We start from the raw sequence: 18238 nt of genomic DNA on the forward strand, positions 1-18238 counted from the left end.
GAGGGCGTGCGCGCCCCGCGTCCGGCCTTGACCGAGGACGACCTCTACCTCTTCGTCCCGATCCAGCCGAGGGTCTTGGGCGTCTTCAATCTCAGCAACCCGGCCGATCCGGCGAAGATCGCCGAGCTCGAGGTGGACGGCGAGATCCGCGGCGTCGCCTTGGCCAATCGCTTCAAGGACATCTTCCTCGCCTTGGGGCCGGCGGGGGTGGCGAAGCTGGCCTTCGGATTCTGAGCATCCGGTAGCCGCTTGCCTGGTCCGACCCCATCCTCCGAAGCCGTTCTACGGTCGTCGACCTTTCGACAACCGTTCCCCTGGAGGTGTTTTCCCTGCCCTGCCTGACGGGGAAGCCCCGCCTTGCCGCTCGCTTAGAAAGTAATGGCATTCGCTGTTCAGGGGACAGGCCTCGCATTGCGGACTTCGCGCCGAGCAAAGCCCTCGGCCGTGGGCGATCAAGAGATGGTGGGCCTCGCTCCAGTCTTTTTGCGGGATCACCTTTTGCAGCTCCAGCTCGACCTGATGGGGGTTCTTGCCGCGGGCCAGACCCAGGCGCCGCGAGACCCGGAAGACGTGGGTGTCCACCGCGATGGCGGGGGTGTCGAAGGCGTTGGAGAGGACCACATTGGCGGTCTTGCGGCCGACCCCCGGCAGCTGGGTCAGGGCCTCGAGCGAGGCGGGGACTTTTCCCTCAAACTCGCGGACCAATTTCTCGCAGGTGGCGAGGATGTTTTTGGCCTTGGCCTGATAAAGCCCGCAAGTCTTAATGAAGGAAACGAGGCCCTTCTCGCCCAATTTGAGAATTTTCTCCGGGCGATTCGCCCGTTGAAAGAGCGCCGGGGTCACCAGGTTGACGCGCTTGTCGGTGCACTGGGCCGAGAGGATGGTGGCGATCAGCAGCTCGAAGGGCGAGCCGTAGTCCAGGCCGCAGCGCGCCTCCGGGTAGAGCTTGCGCAGCTTTTCGAGGATCTTTGTCGCCTTGGGGACGGGCATGGGCCTCCCGAAAAAAGAGGGGCCGTTCGAAAACGGCCCCTAGGGGTAGGCGTATGCGGACTTGAACCGCAGACCTCCTCGATGTGAACGAGGCGCTCTAACCAACTGAGCTATACGCCTGGGCAATACGGGCCCCTTCCTAACGTCCCCACCTTGGCCTGGCAATCGGAAATTTTGCGGTGAGAGAAGGGCTAGGGAAGGGAACGGATCGGGAGCTCCAGCTCGGGTTGCCGGAGCCCCGGCACCTCGCGCAGCTGGGTGCGGAACCACCAGCGCTCGTAGGCGTCGCGGCAGAGGGAGGGCACGGCCTCGGGGCGGTAGCCGCCGTCGGGGACGAGGTACTCGCTGCAGTCGACCTCGGGCCTCACGACTTGGGGCAGGTTAGGGGGCGTGTACTGGGGATTTTGGGCCGGCTCATAGCGCGGGAGGTGGATCCCGCAGAGGTCGCGGGGGTCTTCCCAGAGCTCCCGGCATAGCTCGGGGATATCGTCGGAGCTGGGGAAGGCCGCGGGGTCTCTGCAGGCCTGCGGGCAGCCGCCTTGTGGCCCGCTGTCGACCGTCACCGGCGGCCGCTCCACCGGCCCGGCCTGGTTGGAGAGGGAGGAGCCCGGGGCCTCGACGGCGCCCTCCAGGCCGCCCGTCCCGCCGCTGCAGGCCAGCAAGGCCGTGAATAGGATTGCCGCGAAGAGTTGTAGCGCCAGCTCCCTCATCTTTCCCTCCATCTTGGTCTTATCGGTCCCCAAAATCCAGCGGTTGTTGCGGTGGAGAAAAAACCCGGGGGCCTGGGCCCCCGGGTCCTATTTACCAAAGGCCGATTATCGGCAGACCCCGGCCGTCAGGTCGCAGCTCGCGGCGGTGTCGCAGCGGTTGAGCAGGGCCGAGCAGTCGGCCTGGCTCGCGCAGGCCTGCCGGTAGATGCAGCGGTTCTGCGGGAAGCCGATGCCGTCCGAGCAGGCCTCGCAGGGCCCGCAGTCGGCGTCGCCCTGGCAGGGGGGCCCGAAGACGCACTGGAGCGGGCCGCAGAGGACCGGCTCGCAGGCGTCGCCGACCCCGTCGCCGTCGCTGTCCTGCTGGCCCGGATTCGGGTCCTCGGGGCAATTGTCGCAGAGGTCGCCTCGGGTATCGCCGTCCAAGTCGGCTTGGTCTGCATTGGCCAGGGTTGGGCAGTTGTCTTGCCCTGCGCAGAGCCCGTCCTGATCGGCGTCGTTGGCGGCATCCCCGGGACAGGGGTCGCAGGCGTCGGGGCTGCCGTCCCCGTCCTGGTCCGCCAAGTCGTCGCCCTCCGGGCAGAGGTCGCAGGCGTCGCCGGCGCCGTCCGCGTCGCCATCGGCCTGGTCGGGGTTGGCCATGCCCGGACAGTTGTCGCAGAGGTCGCCCCGGGCGTCTCCGTCCCCGTCGGCCTGGTCGGCGTTGCCCATTTCGAGGCAGTTGTCGCAGAGGTCGCCGCGCCCGTCTTGGTCCGCGTCCTCCTGGCCGGGGTTGGCGAGGGCCGGGCAGTTGTCCGCGCCGTTGCCGACCCCGTCGCTGTCGCTGTCCCCGCTCTCGCTTGGGTTCAAGGGGAAGGCGTCGTCCAGGTCGCTCACCTGGTCCCCGTCCGTATCCGAGTTGCAGGGATTGAGGCCGCGGCCGCGCTCCTGGCCGTCGCTTAGGCCCTCGCCGTCGCTGTCGGGGGAAAGCGGGTCGCTGGCGCAGCCATAGGTTGCGTCGGGGATCCCCTCGTCGGCGTCGGAGAGGCCGTCGTTGTCGTCGTCGCTGTCGCAGGCGTCGCCCTGGCCGTCGCCGTCCGTGTCCTCCTGCTCGGGATTGGGCTGATCGACGCAGTTGTCCCGAAGGTTGGGGACGCCGTCCGCGTCGTTGTCCAAGTCGGTACCGATGGCGCAGCGGCAGCCGATGCCGCAGAGCCCGGAGGGGCAAGCCGCCCCGTCGCCGTCGCACTCTTCAAGGTTCTCGGCGTCCACCCGGCCGTCGCCGCAGTAAGAGACGGCACCGGCCTCGAGGCTGCAATCCGCCGCGCAGACCTGGCACTCGGTCTCGCCGTAGGCGCAGGCCTCGGTGAGGGCGTTGCCGTCGTCGCATTGCTCGCCGACCTCGCGCTGTCCGTTGCCGCAGACCCCGGCGGGGCCGCAACCGCTGCGGTCGATCACGCACTGGCCGTCCCGGAGGGTCTGGCCGGGCAGGGGGCAGTTGTCCGCGAACCAGGGGATGCGGCAGGCCCGGTACTGGTTGCAGACCTGATTGATTTGGAGGCCGCCGAAGCGGACCGTCGGGCAGTCGGCGTCGACCAGACACTGCGGGACCACGCAGGCGTGGTTCACGCAGACCCGCGGGCCCTGGGGCCCGGCGGGACACTCCGCGTCCGTGTCGCAGTCGTTGCGGGCGCAGACTCCATAATGCGGGTGACAGTAGGCGTCCTCCTGGCCGGAGCAATCCGCGTCGCAGGTGCAGGCGGTCGGCGGCAGGATGAGTTGGGGCGGGATGCTCCCCGGCCCGGTGGAGCCTCCACCCCCGCGTCCACAGGAGAGGAGGAAGATGGTTGTCAGGAAAAGATAGGACAGGTGCGCCGGAATCGGCCTCCTGGTATTAGGCATGCGAGCCCCCCTTCTTTCTCGTCCAAAGGAGGCTCCCAAAGAAAACCCAAAGCGATTCTGAAACCGATGGGGTGGGAAGTCAACGGGGATCATCGATAGAGCCGGCTGGGGTCCGGCGACCCCCGATCGGGATCGACGGGACGGAGGGCCTCCAGGAGGCCACGGGCCCAGGCCAACTTTTCCTGCCGCCGCCGCTTAGCCTGAGGAAGGATTTCTGTCTCAAGGCGGCGCACCCAGGCGGCCAGGTCGAGAAGGGACTCGCGGCTGGAAATCTTGGGATCGGGACCCGGCGGGGCGGGGACGTCCCGGCCCAGATGACGGTGGAAGTCTTGGGCCGTCTTCCGAAGGTCGCGGAGCTCGGCGGGCCCGATCTCGACTTCCTCGGTCTCGCTCCAGTAGACCGCGACCTGGAGTTTTTGCAGAAAATAGACCTCGGTCAAATTGAGGTGGAGGGTGCTCGGCAGGGCGGCGCCGCGCCCTGCCTCGAGGACGGCGGCCAGGGTTTCGGCGGGGTCCTCGGCGGCCCTTTTCGATCCGGCCATGGCCGTGCCGCGGCGCTCGCGGTCGCAGGTGCCGGCGTAGATCGATAATGATTCCCAAGTTGAGCATCTGTTGAGATCGAATATATTTAACTCTGCGAAAGAATTTGGTTCATAAAAGGTAGAATTAAGCCCATTTTGGTCATTTAATGCATCCAGCAGGAAATGGCTCCACTCGTGGGCCCAGGCATCGGGCCCGGCATCGGCCGGGAGCGAGAGGGTGTCGGTCTCGACCCGGTAGCTCCCTCCCGGGGTCCGATCGGGGCCTGAGGCGATGGGTTGAAAAATCCTAATTTGGGGTGGGAGGGGGAGGCCTTGGCGGTGGTAGTCCCGGGCCCAGGCGCCGAGTTGGAGGAGGGCCTTCGGGTCGACCCCGGCCTCCAAGTCGACCGAGACAAAGTAGCCCAAGGCCCGAGCCAGCTCCCCGCGCTCCCCCTCCGTCAAAGCAGCCCCCTCCATTCTGTACCAAGTTTTTAGGGAGGGGCTCTTCGCCTCGAGGAAGAGGGGATCGCCCCAGACATCGGGGAAGGGGAGGCGCCGGCAGCCCCGAGCCGGCCCCCCCTCTCGAAAGAGCCGGTTCAGGGTCCGGCCGAACTCCAGGTCCCCCCGCGCCTTCGCCGTGCGCTCGAGGGCCAGCCAGCCACCCGCCCCCAAGTCTCGGGACCCCAGATGGGCCAGCAGGCGCCTTCGGACTTCCGGGGCGGCATGGAGTACTCGAGTCCCCAGGGCGTAACCGCCCCAGGCCCCTCGGCCGTCCCGGCGCAGTAGTCCTTCGAAGGCGCCTCGGTAGAAGGCCGCCAGGCTCGCCTCCACCGCCGGGGCCTCGGCCTCCTTCCCGCTCCAGATCTCGATAAAGTGGTCTTGGGGACCGGGGAGGCCGTCCCCGTCATCCTGAACCAGGCGCAGTGCGGTTTGTCGTCGGTGAAAGGCCTCGATCCCGAACTCCATCGCCGCCCCCTACATCCCGTAGCTGACGGGCCCGTAACCCGGGACGCTGACATAGCCCTGAGAATTATCCGAGGTGGAGTTGCCCGCGCTATAGGACGTCGACCAGAAGCGGTCCCCGCCGCCCGAGCCGCCGACCCGGCCATAGTTTCCGCTGCGGGGGTCGTACCAGTAGTAGCCCGGCGCCGGGACATAACCCAGGGCCCGGCTGACCGCGATGAGCTGGGGCACGCTTAAGGCCCGTCCGTTGACAATGACCCCCGTCCCCGCCAGGGCGGGGCGCGCCAAGACGCCAAGGGTCAGGGTGATTCCCAAGAAAAGCAAGGTCGCTAATTTTTTCATCATAGATCCTCCTGGGAGGATCCTATTCCAAATTGAATGCCAAAAAAGCATACATTTAATATTATGAAATTATTATATTTTTCATATTAAATCGGGATAATTCAAATAAATGGATATTATTTATCCATTATTGATCCCGAAAGGCCGAGTCTTAACCCCAGCTCCCAGGGGGCGAGATCCGTCTCGACCCAGGCAGCGATCAGGCGGTCCATCCATTGGACCTTTTCCAAGCGCCGCCGCTCGACCTTCGGCAGGTGCTTGGTCTGGACCTCCCGAAGCCAGGCCTGCATGGCCCGCATGTAGTCCAAGTCCCAAGTCCGGACCTCCGCCGACAGCCGGGGCGGGGCCGGCGTCTCGGCGCCGAGCATAAGGACCAACTGGCGGCTGAAGGTCTCCCAAAGCCGCTGGGTGGAGATGGGGTCCAGGCCGGTCGACGGATTCCGGAGGGGGAGTCTTTCCGGGTCCCGCAGCAAATGGTTCAAGACCCCTTCGAGGCCCTCAAGGATGGAGGCGGGGGAGAGCTCCTGCCAGCGATCGAGGTCGTGGGCCGGACCTGGCGGGGAAGCGGGGTCCGGCGGACGCGTGTAGGCATAAGCAAAGGTCTCCGCCAGGTCCTCGCCCATCTTCAAGTCTCGGGCCAGGGGCGAGGACCCCAGCCGACAATAGGCGGCGGGGTAGGTGGAGACGTGTTCCCAGAGGCCGCAGCGGGCGGGATCGAAGAGCAGCTCGCCGCCGGCCCTAAGCGGGGCCAGGTAATCGTCGTTTGGCCCGTGGCGGTCGTCCAAGAGGTCCATCAGGAAGTGTCCCGCCTCGTGGGCCCAGGTCACGGTTAGTTGGGGATTGCGGCTGACCAGGGAGAGCGTGTCCATGGCCTTGTCGTAGGTCCCGGCGGTGTAGATCTCTTCCGCCTCCGGTCTCGACCCTACTGGAATGGCGTCGCCGTGGAGCACCAGGCGCGGCGGCAGGGGCAGGCCCCGCTCGCGGAATTGCTCGGCCTCGCTCAGGACCTGCCCAAGGCCCGGGGCATCGAAGGGGCCTTGCCACTCCACCGAGACGAAGAGGGCGAGGGCCCGCGCCAGGCTTAAGTCCGGTCGCTCCGGGGCGTAGCTCCAACCGACCTGCGCCCAGGTCCGGGCGGTGGGGCCCTCCTTCGGAAAAAAGATGCCGTCCCCCGAGTCGTCGGCGACGGGGAGTTCGAGGTAGTCCTGCGCGCGGTGCCGATCGAGGAAGAGCCGGTGCAGGGCCCGGCCGAAGGCGCCGCGCCCGCGGGCCTTCGCGCTGCGCTCCATCTCCCATACCATCAAGGCGGGGGCACGGGCTTTTCGCAGCAGGCCGAGCAGGCGGTCCTGGGCGTCCACGGATTGGTAGGCGAAATAGGTCGCGAGGAAGTAGGCGGGATCCGGCGCCGGCGGGGCCTTGACTGCGCCCCGCCCCGGCTGTCGGGACTTCGGCGCCGTTGCCGCGCCGCGGGCGGCGAGGCTGCGCCGCAGCCCCTCCCAGGCCTCCGGGCTGAAGTCCTCCCGCAGGGCGGCGAAATCCTCGAGGCGGCTGAGCGGCGGCGTCATCGGCCCCTCCTACTCTTCCGCTTCGCCTTCGGCCTCCGCCTCGGCGTCGGCCGGGTCCTCGCCCTCGAAGACGATCTCGCCCGGACTGGTCCGGCAGGTGCCGTTGTCGCAGAAATTGATTCCGCCGCCGCAGTCCGAGCTGGTGACGCAAGATTTCTCGCTGCCGCAGCCCAGGGCGAAGAGGGTCAGGGCGCCGAAGACGCCGAAGAGGATGAAGGGTTTCATAGTGCCTCCCGTATCGCTTGGGGATGATTCCCCAAAAAAAATTTCCGCGACCGCCTTAAGGACAGGCCGGCAGGGGCGGGCCCGGCAGCGGTTCTTGGACGCCGTCTCCCGTGCAGGTGCCGCCGCCCGTGCCGTCGTTGCGGTTGTAGCTGGTGTCCTTGCTGAAATGCTCCGCGTCGCTGAATTCCCAGGTGCCTCCCTCGGTGATGCCGGGGGCGGTCCCGTTCCAGAGGAAGGTGGTGCCGCAGAGCAGGCCGGTGAAGCTCCCGCCGTTGTTGTCCGTGAAGCTCACGTTGTTGCCCGGCGCGGCCTCGTCGCCGTCCTGGGTGACCGTCAGGACGTCGCCCCCGTTGAAGCAGCCGAAGCTCGGGTTGTCGTCCTGGCAGAGGAAGCTCGAGTTCCAGGTGCCGGCCACGAAGAAGGCCGCTGGGGCGCAGTTGTTGCCGCCGCCCCCGTTGCCACCGCCGCCTCCGAGGCAGGCTGGCAGCAGGGCGAGGCTGAAGAGGATCAGGATATTTCGTTTCATGGGGGCTCCTTATCGGGATCTAGCGTTGCGGTTTCCCGGCGGAGGCGGGAGGTCGGGTCGCCATTTCGCGGGTTTGATTCGCGGGCAGGCTCCTCACTCCTCAGGTCCTCAAATCCGTCCGCAGGGTCCGGAGGCGCTCAGCTCGCTGCGATCGACGCTTAGCGTCTCGAGGTTGGCGCCGAATTCGGCCTCCACCTCGCGTCGATCCGCCGGCGCGCCCGGGAAGTACATGCAGATCTTATTCCCAAGCTGTCGGTAGATCCCATAATAATCTTCGTTGCTGATGCTGCCCGCGACGTCCTTCTGCGTGCTCCAGAAGGCGGCGCCCGGTTGGGGCCGGTTGAAGAGCGGGCTGTTTTGCGTCGCGTCCAGGCCGCCCAGCCGAAAGACCGGGAAGTGCGTCACGCCGGGCCCGGCCGAGTAGGGCTGGCAGCGGTAGTCCGCGGCGTCCATGGCCCCCAGGTCGAAGTCGTGGCGGAAGGCCCCGCAGGAGAGGCGCGGCGTCTGAAAGGCGGCCAGCATCCCGAGCTTCACCGTGGTCGCGGTGGAGGTCTCGTCGAAGTCCGCGCCGCCGACGTCGAAGCCGGGGATGACGAGGCGCACCTGGTCGCCGACCACCGAGTACTGTCCGTTCGTCACGGGCGGGTCGCCGGTGGTGATGAAGGTCCAGACGAAGCCGCCCTGGCCGTCGAATTTCATCTCGTAGAGCGCCCCCGCCGGATCGACGCAGCCGTAGGTGACGCCGGCGTTGTCGGCGACCGTGCCGCCGAAGCCGTCGCAGTCCCCGCCGGCGCCGCCGCCCTGACCACCACCGGGCCCGGGCGCCCCCGCCCCGCCGCAGGCGATCAGGCTCAGGGCGAACGTGGAAACTAAAAAGGCGTGAAGGGTTCTCATCGTGGCCTCCCGTTGGACGCTGGACGCATTTCCGGACGACGCAAAGAATCGTCGCGGCCGCGCCAGCCACACCTCGGTCCCTCTCCTCCCGTCGGGGAGGAGAGGGTGCCCCCAATCCAACCGAGGTGTGTCGAGGCCAAGACATTACAAGCGGGATGCCAAGTGGGGCGGCGATGTTTAGAAGGCGGAAATCCTTGGAGAATGAAAGACGGGGTCCGGAGGCCCGTTTTCAGAATGACTTACGATTAGCCATTTTGCGGGGCAGCAGCGGGGGATTTTTTCCCGAAGCGGGGCGCGATCCCGAAGGCCTGCATCTTGAGGTAGAGGGTGCGGCGGGAGATCTTTAACATTTTGGCCGCCTTCACCTTGTTGCCGCGGACCATGCCGAGGGTGTGGAGGATGGCCTTCTTCTCCAGGTCCTCGATCTGCGGGTCCAGGCCGCGGGCGTAGAGGTCCTGCAGCCCGCCGCCGCCGGCGGCGCTCAAGTGCGGCGAGAGGTGCTCGGCCAGGATCTCGCGCCCGGAGGCCAGGGCCACCAGGCGCCGCGCCTCGTTCTGCAGCTCGCGGATGTTGCCGGGCCAGTCGTAGTTCATCAAGACCTTCATCGCCTCGGGGTGGACCTTCAGGGGGCGCTGTCCGGATTCCTCCGCCAGTTGCGTCAAGAAATGCTCGAGGAGCAGGGGGATGTCCTCGCGGCGCTCGCGCAGCGGGGGCAATTTCAGCTTCATCACGTTGAGGCGGAAGAAGAGGTCTTGGCGGAACTTCTTCTCCTGGACCAGCTGCCAGAGGTCCTTGTTGGAGGCGGAGACGACGCGGACATCGACGCGGCGGTATTGGTTTTCGCCCAGGCGCCGCACCGTCCCCTCCTGCAGGACGCGCAGCAGCTTGGCCTGCAGGGCGGGGGACATCTCGCCCACCTCGTCCAAGAAGACGGTGCCGCCGTGCGCCGCCTCGAAGAGGCCGACCTTGTTGCGCTCGGCGCCGGTGAAGGCCCCGCGGACGTGGCCGAAGAGCTCGCTCTCCAGCAGGGTTTCGGGGAGGGCCGCGCAGTTCTCGGTGACGAAGGGCTTGTCCTTGCGCGGGCCGTTGAAGTGCACGGCCTGGGCGATCAGCTCCTTCCCGGTGCCGGATTCGCCGTAGACGAAGACGTTGATGTTGCTGTCGACGACCTTGTCGAGGCTCTTCAGGACCTCCTTGAGCTTGGGGCTCTCGCCTAAGATCTTGTCGTATTTGTATTTGAGGGAGAGCTCTTGGTTCTGCCGGCGCAGGCCCTCCTCCACGGCCTCCAAGTTGGCGCTGGTGGTCTGAAGGTCGCGCTCCAGGGCCGCGTTGAGCTTTTCGATCAAGGCCTTCGACTGCGTCAATTCGCGGATGGCGCGCTCGTTTTCCTCGTGGAGCCGGGCGTGCTCGAGGGCCAGCGAGGCCTGGTCGGCCAGGGCCTCGAGGAGCGGGAGGTGCTCGGGCGTGAAGACGCCCTGGCGCAGGCGATTGTCCAGGTAGATGAGGCCGCGGGCCTTGGCCCCGGCCTTCAGCGGCACGCAAATCAGGGAGCGCAGCTGCAGTTCCTTCACCGAGGCGGACAGCGAGAAGCGCGCGTCATGCTGCGCGTCAAGGATCACCTGGGAGACGCCTTGACGCAGGACCTCGCGGGCCACGGTGCGGCTGAACTGCATCGCCTCGCTCTCCAGGCTCTTCGGGTCCAGGTTGCGGGCGGCGCGGATCTCGAGGGCGTCCTGCTCGGAGAGGATGACGAAGCCGCGCTCCGCGTCGGTCAGCGCGATCGCGGAGGCGAGGATTTCCTCCAGCAGGGCCTGGCTGTGGTGCTGTTGGAGGATGCGGCGGTTGACGTCGACCCAACGCGCGAAGCTCACGCCGGGGAAGCCGGGCTCTTCGGGCGGCGGCAGGGGGATGTCCTTGGCGGTGGTCTCCTCGCCGGTCTTGCGGCGCGCGGCCTCGAGGGCCTCCAGGCCCCGGCGCAGGCGCTCCTTCTTGCGGTCGCGAAAGAAGCTCTCCCGGTAGGCCTCGGGGACCTCCTGGAGCAGCTCGTTCAAGATCTCCTGGGCGCGGTGGTAGGAGGCCGCCGCCTCGCCCCAGCGCCCCTGCAGGCGCTCCAAGTCGCCGAAGTCGACGTGGACCTGCCAGAGGACGTTGGTCGCCGCGCGCCCGGCGGCGTCCTCCCGGACCCTTTCCAGGGTGCCGGCGATCCAAGGCTCGCGGTGCCGACCTTCGCCGATCGCGGTCCTCGCCCGCAGCCACTCCGCCTGCAGCAGGTACTTCGGCTCGTCGGCCGCCTCGGCGGCGCGCCGCAATTCGTCGAGGGCCGCCTCCGCCTCGGCCGCGCGGCCGCGGCCCGCCTCGAAGTGGGCCCGGGCGAGCAGGGTTTGCAGCCGCGCCTCCGTCTCGCCCAGGGCCTCGGCTTCCTCCAGGGCCTGGCGGAGGTAGTCCTCGACCTTTTCCGGATTGCCGCGCCCCTCCTCGGCCACCGTCATGAGGTAAAGATTGTAGGCGATCAGGGGCTTGAGCCCCTGCTGCCGCGCCAGGTCCAGCGAGCGGATCAAGGCCCCCTCCGCCTCGTGCCAGCGCCCGAAGTAGAGGTAGAGGTTGCCCAGGTTGTTCAGGATCGAGGCCTCCAGCGAACGGTTGTGCAGCTCGCGGGCCAGGCCCAAGGCGGATTGGTAGAGGAGGTAGGCCTTGGCCCAGCGGTTCTGCTCGAAGTAAAGGGCGGCCGCGTTGGCGGAGAAGCTCGCCTCCTGGTCGCGGCGCTTCGCCTCGTGGGCGTGCTCGGCGGCGCGTTCGAAGTGCAGGGCCGCCTGGACAAAGTCGCGCTCGGCCTGGGCGCATAAGCCCAGGTAGTTCTCGAAGCGGGCGCGCTTGGCGGCCGGGGCCTTGCGCAGCAGGGCCTCGGGGGCCTTTTCCAGCAGGGCCTTGGCCTCCCGGCGCCGGCCCTGGCGGAAGGCCAGGTAGGCGCCGGTCAGGTAATACTCCAGATTGGGCTGGGCCTTCAGCGCCGGGTGCTCGTAGAGCCGCGACAAGAGCCCCTGGGCCTCGGCGATGCGACCGGACTCGGCCAAAAGGTAGATCAGGGTGGCGAGGAAGTCCGCGACCAGGGAGGCGTTCCGCCACTGGTAGAGCTGGGGGAGCAGGGGCTCGGCGAAGGCCAGGGCCTCGCGCTTCTTGCCGGCGCGGGAGAGCTCGAGCAGGGTCTTGAGGATCTGCTCGGGCGGGGCCCCGGGCGCGGGCTTAAGCGTGGGGGCCTCCGTGGGGCGCGGCGGTAGAACCACCTGTGGCGGCGGGGTCGCGGTAGGGAACTGCTCGCGCTCGTAGTGGTTCAGGCAGCGGATCACCTCGGCGGCGCTGCCCAGGCGCCGCTCGGGGTCGGGGAGGACGAGGCGGCGGATGCACTCCACGACCCCGCGCGGGACCTCGCCGCCGCGCAGGACCTCGAGGTCGAGGCTTCCCTCGCTCAAGGCCTCCAGGTAGTCCGCGAAGGAGCCGCCCGGGAGGCTGGGGAGTTTGCCGAGCGCCAGGTGATAGAGGACGACGCCGAAGCTGTAGAGGTCGGCGCGGTGGTCGTAGGCGGCGCCGGCCAAGACCTCGGGGGCCATGTAAGGGAGGCTGCCGGCGGGGGCGGCGCTCGCCTCGCCGGGACCTAAGGCAAGGCCGAAGTCGATCAGCTTTAAGCGCAGGCGTTCCGGCACGCCCTCGGCCTCCCGCTCGTGGATCCGGCCGACGAGGAGGTTTTCCGGCTTCAGGTCGCGGTGCAGGATGCCGCGCTCGTGGATCTCGCCCAAGGCCCAGGCCGCCTGGACGATCAGCTGGAAGACGGCGTTCCAATCGCGGGTCCGGGCCTCGCGGACCAGGTCGCGGCCCTCGACATACTCGGTAACGTGGTAGAGGCAGTCGCCCGTCTCCCCCCAATCCTCCAGGCGCGCGATGTGGGGGTGGCGCAGCTGGTGCAGGACCTCGCACTCGCGGCGGAAAGCCCGTTCGCGCTCGGGGCCCCCGCGCGCATAGGTCTTGAGGGCGACGGGGCGGCCGTTTCGGGAGAGGTCGCGGGCGAGGTAGACCGTCCCCTGGGCGCCCTCGCCGAGGGTGCGGACGATCTCATAGCGGTCGGCGATGCGTTGGGCAGTGGTCATCGGGGAAAGACCTCACCTCCAATAAACAAATAATGTTTATTAATTATACAAAAATTTTCAATCAAAAATAATTTTTAAAATAATCAATTTAATTTCAATTAATTACAAAATGTAAATTATTGGCACAATAGTTGAAACATCAGGCCCTGTCTCGAAATCCTCAACCTTGAAATAGGAGTGCCTAATGTCCCCTCACCCACGATTTAAAGCCCGCTGCCTTGCCCTTGCTTGGGCCCTACTAAGCCTCGCCGCCTGCGGAAACGAAGACAAGTTTTACGAATGCGGCACGCAGGGCGAGTGCGGCAGCGGCCAGGTCTGCTGCTACAACGAGGGCGGTTCGGAGTGTGTGACCGCCACCTCTTGCGAGGCCCCCGCGCCCCAAGACCCTCCCGCGCCGACGCCCGCCCCGTCCGACCCCGAACCTACGGAGACTCCAACCACCGGCTCTTGCAGCGAGGCCCAGCCGACCACCGGTGGCTATCTCACCCCTTGTAGAGACCAAGGCGATTGCGGCGAGGGCTTGGTTTGCACGAGGGAGGATTGCCTCTGTGTCTTTATCTAGACCGCCGTCGATTTTGAAAAAGGGGCCTCAGGACCGCCGGCGAGGACTCGTTCAGCGTCTCGAGATGCCCCCGTCTTTTGCCGCCAATCGAGGGAAAACTGCGCTGTTTTTGAAAGGTCTCGCCGGTGCGGGGTTTCGGGCAAGATTCCTTGTCCAAGGGATCTCCCTTTGAAAACCCAATGGGCGCCCGCAGGCTCCGCACCGGCAGCCTTTTTGATTACTAAGTAGTCATTTTTTGAAGACGCAATCAGGCCCAATTAATTTATTTAAATAAAATCAATTAGTTAAAAGGCAATCGCGGCCTGGTCTGCGATTTGTAATGAAGAGGGGAGCGACGGAAATTCATCCGAAGCGAAAACAGGAGGGGTCGATGTTACGGAACGTCTTTGCAAAGATCTTAGCTTATTCGGGCCTGCTTTGGGTCCTGGGGGCCTGTAGCCCGGGGGAACAGCAGGCGGTCTATCATTCCGGGGAAGAGACCTCGCAGGAGGCGACGGGGGCCATCCCGAACTCCCCGGCCTTGACGGAAGAGGTTCCCGCGGTGGAGGCGCCACCGACCTCGGGGCCGCTACCGACCCCCGAGGCACTGCCGACGCCGGCAGCGACGCCCGAGGCGACTCCTCCGGGCGGTCCCCAAAGCCAACCCCCGGCCCAGCCGAGCCGCCCCGGAGGCCCCCAAGTCCAGTGGCCCGTCGAGGCCTCGCCGGGTTCCTTGCAGCCGGCGGGGGGCTTAGTGGCGACGGGAGGTTATACGGTCGTCCAGTCGGTCGACGTCACCCTTCCCTTGCAGAAGGTCTACGCTAACACGCCCCTCGAATACACGACCCCGAACGGGACGGCGATGAGCTTCGATCCCTTGGCGCGCATCCTGCCCCTGGAGGGGACCGGGAGCCTGCGCTTCGTCCGCGGCAGCCCGCTCCTGCCCCAGGCCGAGCGCTTCGTCGAGGTCCGCTTCCAGGTGCGCTTCCCCAGCCGCTTCGCTTACAACCCCGCGACGGGATATTGGGGAAACTTCTTTCCGACCGATTGGGTACGCTTCAAGCTTTTGGCCTGCTCGGCGCAGGGCAGGTGCCAGGTCCTGGTCGAGGAGATCCCTGCCCAAACCCTACCCGGCAGCTGCGTGAGCCCCGATACGGGCTGTGAGCGACAATACCTGGTCCGCCACGACCTCAGCGACTTCGCGGACCACTACAAGGTCCTGGTCGAGGGGACCAACGCCGCCGATTACGTGGATCAAAACGGCAATGCCCGGCTCTGCAGCAATTCCATCCAGGATTGTCTCTACTCCCATCCCTTTTGCGTCGCCGGCCTCTGTGCGGCGGTGGCGCGCGGCGGGGATTACTACCAGGCGGCGACCCCGGAGGCCTTGAACGGAAATTAGTTCCTACCCCTTCCACTCACGTGGAACCCGGACGGCCCCCTCCCGCGAGGGGGCCGTTTTTTTCTAAGAAGTCGCGGGATGGGAGGTGAGCGGCGCTCGCAAATGGGGATAGTCCTCTCCGGGGGGCGCGCATCACTCGAAGCCGAGTGGGGACTCTTCCCCACGAGGACCTTCCGTACAAAATATTAAGAGTTTGAAAAACAAAGGAAATATTTTTTCGAAGATGGGGAAATTTTGGCAGCCGTCTTGCTAATGTCTAAGCCCAAGATGGCACGTCACTCGCAAAACATCGCAACGGAACAGAGCTGGGAAGGGAGCCACCACGAGGTCCTGGAGGGGATCCGCCTCGTCGGCGAGGAGGCACCTTCCTTCCCCGGCAATCCTTACCTGCAGGCGGCGATGGGCGAGGAGCTGCGCCGCATCCAGGAGCGAGCGCGACGCGGCGACAAGTTGGCCCGCCGCTACGTCGGCGGCCGCCGCAAGGCTTTGAGTTAAGTTTTTTTTCAGGAGTTTGGGTGAAGGCCGATCTTCTAGGGGAAGATCGGCCTTTTTATTTTTTGTCTCTCCCGCTCAGGGCCCGAACGGCGACGGCGCCTATCCGTTCTCCCCCCTTTGCCGGGTTTTGCGGCGTTGGGAGAAGGATTTTCCCCCACCGGGGTTTTCTTCGTTTCGAAAATTTTTGACGCAGGCAATTATCGGCCCCCTGCGTCATAAAAGTCCACGCAAACCACGTCCCCTGTGGATAAGTTTCTGCGAAAAATCTGCGCCTCCGTCTTGCGATCTTCGCGCGAAGCAACTAGGATACGCCCATCTGGGATTTTCATTTCTTTAAAAAAAATCGAACTCAAAATTCCGCGACGCCGTTGAAAGCTTAAACCATGAACCCACTTGCGCACACCTTGGAAGAACTGCTCAAGAGTCCCCGCAAGACGCTCGAATCGCTCTTGCCCGTCGGCTCGCTGGGCGAGATCCCGCAGCAGCTGAAAAAAATCCTCTCTTTCGACTACGACGATCAGCCGCTGGAAGAGAAATACTTCGCCATGCACCGTCATTGGCTGAAGCTGCTGCACGATTATTACTTCCGCGTCGAACACGCGGGGCACATGGACGAGGTCGCCGCCCTGGCGAAAAAGGAAAAGGTGATCCTGATCAGCAATCACGCCAACACCCTCGAGGCGGCCTTGATCTGCTATTATTTTTACTTGAGGAAATTGGGCGTGGTGCGGACCCTGGTCTACAAAGAGGCCTTCCGCCTGCCGCTGGTCCGCGAGTTTTTCCGCAGCGGCCAGTGCATCCCGATCAGCGTGCCCGCCGGCAAGGAGGCCCTCAAGAAGGACCACATCCTGCTTTTCCCCGAGGGCATGGACTTCATCAAACACTACATCAAGCGCGATTACGTGGTGAAGTTCCACAAGGGCTTTTTGAACATCGCGCGCGAATACCTGCAGGAGCACCCCGGCCGGAAGGTCCACATCGTGCCGGTGGGCCACGACGGGATCGACTACACGATCAAGTTTTGGATCATCAACCATCCCTTCCTGGTCGAGAAGTTCATCAAGCCTTACCTGCACTATCCTTATTTCGTCTTTCCCAAGGCGCCGATGATCTTCCCCAGCAAGGCGATTTTCAACTGGGGCCGCCCGCGCGCGGTGGGTTTGGATGAGTTGCAGGGTGAGAAGGCCCTGGCCAAACTCACCCACGAATTCCGCGGCGACATCGTGCGCCTCAAGCACCGGGCACGGCAGCTGCGCAAGCTCAGCAAGAGCGCGGAGACCGCGACCCTCGAAGTTTAATTTTGAAGCCTTCGTAACCCCCCGCTTTATGTCGAGGCTTACGCTTTTATTCATATGCGGCGATGAGGTTTGCCTTTTGTCCGCTGGATATTTTTTCGCCACCCCCTTCCGCAAATTTCTCAGCTAAAAATCTAATGAACGCCAAATTCGGCACCCGGGACCCGACGGGTGGCCGGGCGGGGGCCCCCCACCGCGCGCAGCCTGCGAGCACGGTGGGGGTGCAGACCGGACAGGACCCGTCGGGTCCCGGGTGCCGAATTTGATACCGCCCAATAATGATTTTTAGTTGAAAATTAGAGTTTCCCCGCTAACATGCGCCCAAAATCCCGTATTGAGCAAAAAAGGAGCGCGGACATGCAATCAATCGAAATTCTCCAGTCGGTCTTCCGCTGGATCCACGTCGTCGCGGGGATCCTGTGGATCGGCCTCTTGTATTTTTTCAACTTCGTCAACGGACCCTTCGCCGCCACCATGGACGGCGACACCAAAAAGAAGGTGGTGCCGCAGCTGATGCCCCGCTCGCTGTTTTGGTTCCGCTGGGGCGCGCTCTGGACCTGGGGGACAGGCGTGATCCTGCTGATGCTGGTCTTCTACCACGGCGGGGCGCTCTTCGCCGGGGCCACGCAAAACTGGACCCTGCCGACCTTCGTGATGCTCGCCGTCACCTTCTTCGGCGTCTTCGTCTATGACGCGATCATGAAGACGCTCGGGGCCAAGAATCTCAAGGCGGCGGTGGTGCTCTCCTTCCTGTTGATCTCCGGTTTCGTCTACCTGATGGGAACTTGGGCGGGCTGGAGCTTCCGCGGCTACAACATCCATGTCGGCACGCTGTTCGGCACGATCATGGCCTACAACGTATGGTTCCGCATCTGGCCCAATCAAAAGAAGATCATCACCGCGGTCCGCGACGGCCAGGCCCCCGACCCGGCGGCGGTGGCCCTGGCGGGCCTGCGCTCCCGCCAGAACACCTACATGTCCGTCCCGCTGGTCTGGACGATGCTCAACTCCCACAACAGCTGGGCGGCGAGCTGGTGGTGGTCGGTGTTGGCGGCCATCGCGCTGGGCTGGTTCGGCGTCAGCCACCTGCTGAAGAAGGCGCCGAAGGTACAGGGGTTTTAACGGTTAATTTTTTTCAGATTTTTGAGGCGGCCCGCAATGGGCCGCTTTTTTTTGCCGTTCGAGTCGAATCCGAAGCGATCAGCCCGCCGGAGGCGCGGTGTTCTGCTTCGCCGCCTGCCGCGCGGCCCAGCGCTTCCCGCTGGCGCGGCCCTTGAAGTAGCCCCAGATCCAGCCGACCAGCCAGCCGAAGAAGGCCGGCAGCAGCGTCCAGAAGCCGACGACCTTCGCCTTCTGCTTCCAGTCCATCTGCTTCCAGAGCTGGGCGATGCCCTGATAATCGGGCGTCAGGGAGCCGGTGCCGGCCCGCGGCATGGGGACGGGTTTGGACAAAGGATTGTAGACGGTCTCGCCGCCGGTCGGCGCCGAGGGGGCCGTCGGGGTCGTGGGCGCGGCGGGAGCCGGCGGGGCCCCCGCGTCCGCGGCGGGAGCGGCGCCCCCGCCCGGGATGATCTCCAGGGTGGATTCCGGCGCGGCGGGATGGTAGCCGCCCTTGACCTTCAGGACGTAGTCGCCCGCCTTGGCGAGCGGAAGGTTCTCCATCTTCGCGACCGCCCCGGGATTGAGGGCATTCTCGCCGCCGACGCGGACGCCGTCGGCGTCGAAGAGCTCGAGGCCCATGTGGACCTTTTC

General features: G+C 65.4%; 16 protein-coding genes and 1 tRNA gene. 5 read left to right on the top strand and 12 right to left on the bottom strand.

Annotated features, from left to right (window positions below):
* Nucleotides 1-282: 282 nt before the first annotated feature.
* The 11 genes from nth to FBR05_11055 all read right to left on the bottom strand — a co-directional run bounded on the left by nth (nt 283) and on the right by FBR05_11055 (nt 12753).
* Nucleotides 283-990, bottom strand: coding sequence for an endonuclease III (gene nth, locus FBR05_11005; protein ID MDL1872719.1), 708 nt, complete (start codon nt 988-990; stop codon nt 283-285).
* A 43-nt stretch (nt 991-1033) separates the two neighbouring features.
* A tRNA-Val gene (locus FBR05_11010) sits at nt 1034-1110 on the bottom strand.
* A 71-nt stretch (nt 1111-1181) separates the two neighbouring features.
* Nucleotides 1182-1700, bottom strand: coding sequence for a hypothetical protein (locus FBR05_11015; GenBank protein MDL1872720.1), 519 nt, complete (start codon nt 1698-1700; stop codon nt 1182-1184).
* Between the two features lie 105 nt (nt 1701-1805).
* The gene (locus tag FBR05_11020) at nt 1806-3578 is read right to left on the bottom strand and encodes a hypothetical protein (GenBank protein MDL1872721.1); all 1773 of its coding nucleotides are present in this window, start codon (nt 3576-3578) and stop codon (nt 1806-1808) included.
* Between the two features lie 89 nt (nt 3579-3667).
* Nucleotides 3668-5065 carry a hypothetical protein gene (locus tag FBR05_11025; protein ID MDL1872722.1) on the bottom strand — a complete coding sequence of 466 codons (1398 nt, stop codon included), beginning with the start codon at nt 5063-5065 and terminating at the stop codon, nt 3668-3670.
* Nucleotides 5066-5074: 9 nt separating this feature from the next.
* The gene (locus tag FBR05_11030; GenBank protein MDL1872723.1) at nt 5075-5407 is read right to left on the bottom strand and encodes a hypothetical protein; all 333 of its coding nucleotides are present in this window, start codon (nt 5405-5407) and stop codon (nt 5075-5077) included.
* Nucleotides 5408-5520: 113 nt separating this feature from the next.
* Nucleotides 5521-6969: a hypothetical protein gene (locus FBR05_11035; GenBank protein ID MDL1872724.1), complete on the bottom strand. Its 1449-nt coding sequence runs from the start codon at nt 6967-6969 to the stop codon at nt 5521-5523.
* A gap of 9 nt (nt 6970-6978) precedes the next feature.
* Nucleotides 6979-7194 carry a hypothetical protein gene (locus FBR05_11040; GenBank protein ID MDL1872725.1) on the bottom strand — a complete coding sequence of 72 codons (216 nt, stop codon included), beginning with the start codon at nt 7192-7194 and terminating at the stop codon, nt 6979-6981.
* A gap of 55 nt (nt 7195-7249) precedes the next feature.
* Nucleotides 7250-7720: a hypothetical protein gene (locus FBR05_11045; GenBank protein ID MDL1872726.1), complete on the bottom strand. Its 471-nt coding sequence runs from the start codon at nt 7718-7720 to the stop codon at nt 7250-7252.
* Nucleotides 7721-7828: 108 nt separating this feature from the next.
* On the bottom strand, nt 7829-8614 hold the full coding sequence (locus FBR05_11050; protein ID MDL1872727.1) for a hypothetical protein: 786 nt from the start codon (nt 8612-8614) through the stop codon (nt 7829-7831).
* Nucleotides 8615-8859: 245 nt separating this feature from the next.
* Nucleotides 8860-12753, bottom strand: a complete 3894-nt coding sequence (locus tag FBR05_11055; GenBank protein MDL1872728.1) for a GAF domain-containing protein — start codon at nt 12751-12753, stop codon at nt 8860-8862.
* Between the two features lie 184 nt (nt 12754-12937).
* Between FBR05_11055 and FBR05_11060 the strand changes: the two genes are divergently transcribed.
* From FBR05_11060 to FBR05_11080, 5 genes are all read left to right on the top strand, one after another.
* Nucleotides 12938-13315, top strand: a complete 378-nt coding sequence (locus FBR05_11060; GenBank protein MDL1872729.1) for a hypothetical protein — start codon at nt 12938-12940, stop codon at nt 13313-13315.
* A 370-nt stretch (nt 13316-13685) separates the two neighbouring features.
* On the top strand, nt 13686-14696 hold the full coding sequence (locus FBR05_11065; protein MDL1872730.1) for a hypothetical protein: 1011 nt from the start codon (nt 13686-13688) through the stop codon (nt 14694-14696).
* 267 nt (nt 14697-14963) lie between these two features.
* Nucleotides 14964-15191 carry a hypothetical protein gene (locus FBR05_11070; protein MDL1872731.1) on the top strand — a complete coding sequence of 76 codons (228 nt, stop codon included), beginning with the start codon at nt 14964-14966 and terminating at the stop codon, nt 15189-15191.
* 383 nt (nt 15192-15574) lie between these two features.
* Complete coding sequence (locus FBR05_11075) at nt 15575-16489, top strand: 1-acyl-sn-glycerol-3-phosphate acyltransferase (GenBank protein MDL1872732.1); 915 nt, start codon at nt 15575-15577, stop codon at nt 16487-16489.
* 312 nt (nt 16490-16801) lie between these two features.
* Nucleotides 16802-17608: a hypothetical protein gene (locus tag FBR05_11080; protein ID MDL1872733.1), complete on the top strand. Its 807-nt coding sequence runs from the start codon at nt 16802-16804 to the stop codon at nt 17606-17608.
* A gap of 78 nt (nt 17609-17686) precedes the next feature.
* Here FBR05_11080 and FBR05_11085 read toward each other — a convergent pair whose 3' ends face one another.
* Nucleotides 17687-18226, bottom strand: a complete 540-nt coding sequence (locus FBR05_11085) for a hypothetical protein (GenBank protein MDL1872734.1) — start codon at nt 18224-18226, stop codon at nt 17687-17689.
* Between the last annotated feature and the right edge of the window lie 12 nt (nt 18227-18238).

The sequence above is a fragment of the Deltaproteobacteria bacterium PRO3 genome (assembly GCA_030263375.1).
Lineage (GTDB): Bacteria > UBA10199 > UBA10199 > DSSB01 > DSSB01 > DSSB01.

Coding starts and splice junctions, on each gene's coding strand:
- FBR05_11030 (MDL1872723.1), bottom strand. CDS start 5,407: ATGATGAAAAAATTAGCGACCTTGCTTTTCTTGGGAATCACCCTGACC.
- FBR05_11085 (MDL1872734.1), bottom strand. CDS start 18,226: ATGGGCCTCGAGCTCTTCGACGCCGACGGCGTCCGCGTCGGCGGCGAG.
- FBR05_11040 (MDL1872725.1), bottom strand. CDS start 7,194: ATGAAACCCTTCATCCTCTTCGGCGTCTTCGGCGCCCTGACCCTCTTC.
- FBR05_11080 (MDL1872733.1), top strand. CDS start 16,802: ATGCGCCCAAAATCCCGTATTGAGCAAAAAAGGAGCGCGGACATGCAA.
- FBR05_11020 (MDL1872721.1), bottom strand. CDS start 3,578: ATGCCTAATACCAGGAGGCCGATTCCGGCGCACCTGTCCTATCTTTTC.
- FBR05_11035 (MDL1872724.1), bottom strand. CDS start 6,969: ATGACGCCGCCGCTCAGCCGCCTCGAGGATTTCGCCGCCCTGCGGGAG.
- FBR05_11070 (MDL1872731.1), top strand. CDS start 14,964: ATGGCACGTCACTCGCAAAACATCGCAACGGAACAGAGCTGGGAAGGG.
- nth (MDL1872719.1), bottom strand. CDS start 990: ATGCCCGTCCCCAAGGCGACAAAGATCCTCGAAAAGCTGCGCAAGCTC.
- FBR05_11065 (MDL1872730.1), top strand. CDS start 13,686: ATGTTACGGAACGTCTTTGCAAAGATCTTAGCTTATTCGGGCCTGCTT.
- FBR05_11015 (MDL1872720.1), bottom strand. CDS start 1,700: ATGAGGGAGCTGGCGCTACAACTCTTCGCGGCAATCCTATTCACGGCC.
- FBR05_11045 (MDL1872726.1), bottom strand. CDS start 7,720: ATGAAACGAAATATCCTGATCCTCTTCAGCCTCGCCCTGCTGCCAGCC.
- FBR05_11060 (MDL1872729.1), top strand. CDS start 12,938: ATGTCCCCTCACCCACGATTTAAAGCCCGCTGCCTTGCCCTTGCTTGG.
- FBR05_11055 (MDL1872728.1), bottom strand. CDS start 12,753: ATGACCACTGCCCAACGCATCGCCGACCGCTATGAGATCGTCCGCACC.
- FBR05_11050 (MDL1872727.1), bottom strand. CDS start 8,614: ATGAGAACCCTTCACGCCTTTTTAGTTTCCACGTTCGCCCTGAGCCTG.
- FBR05_11025 (MDL1872722.1), bottom strand. CDS start 5,065: ATGGAGTTCGGGATCGAGGCCTTTCACCGACGACAAACCGCACTGCGC.
- FBR05_11075 (MDL1872732.1), top strand. CDS start 15,575: ATGAACCCACTTGCGCACACCTTGGAAGAACTGCTCAAGAGTCCCCGC.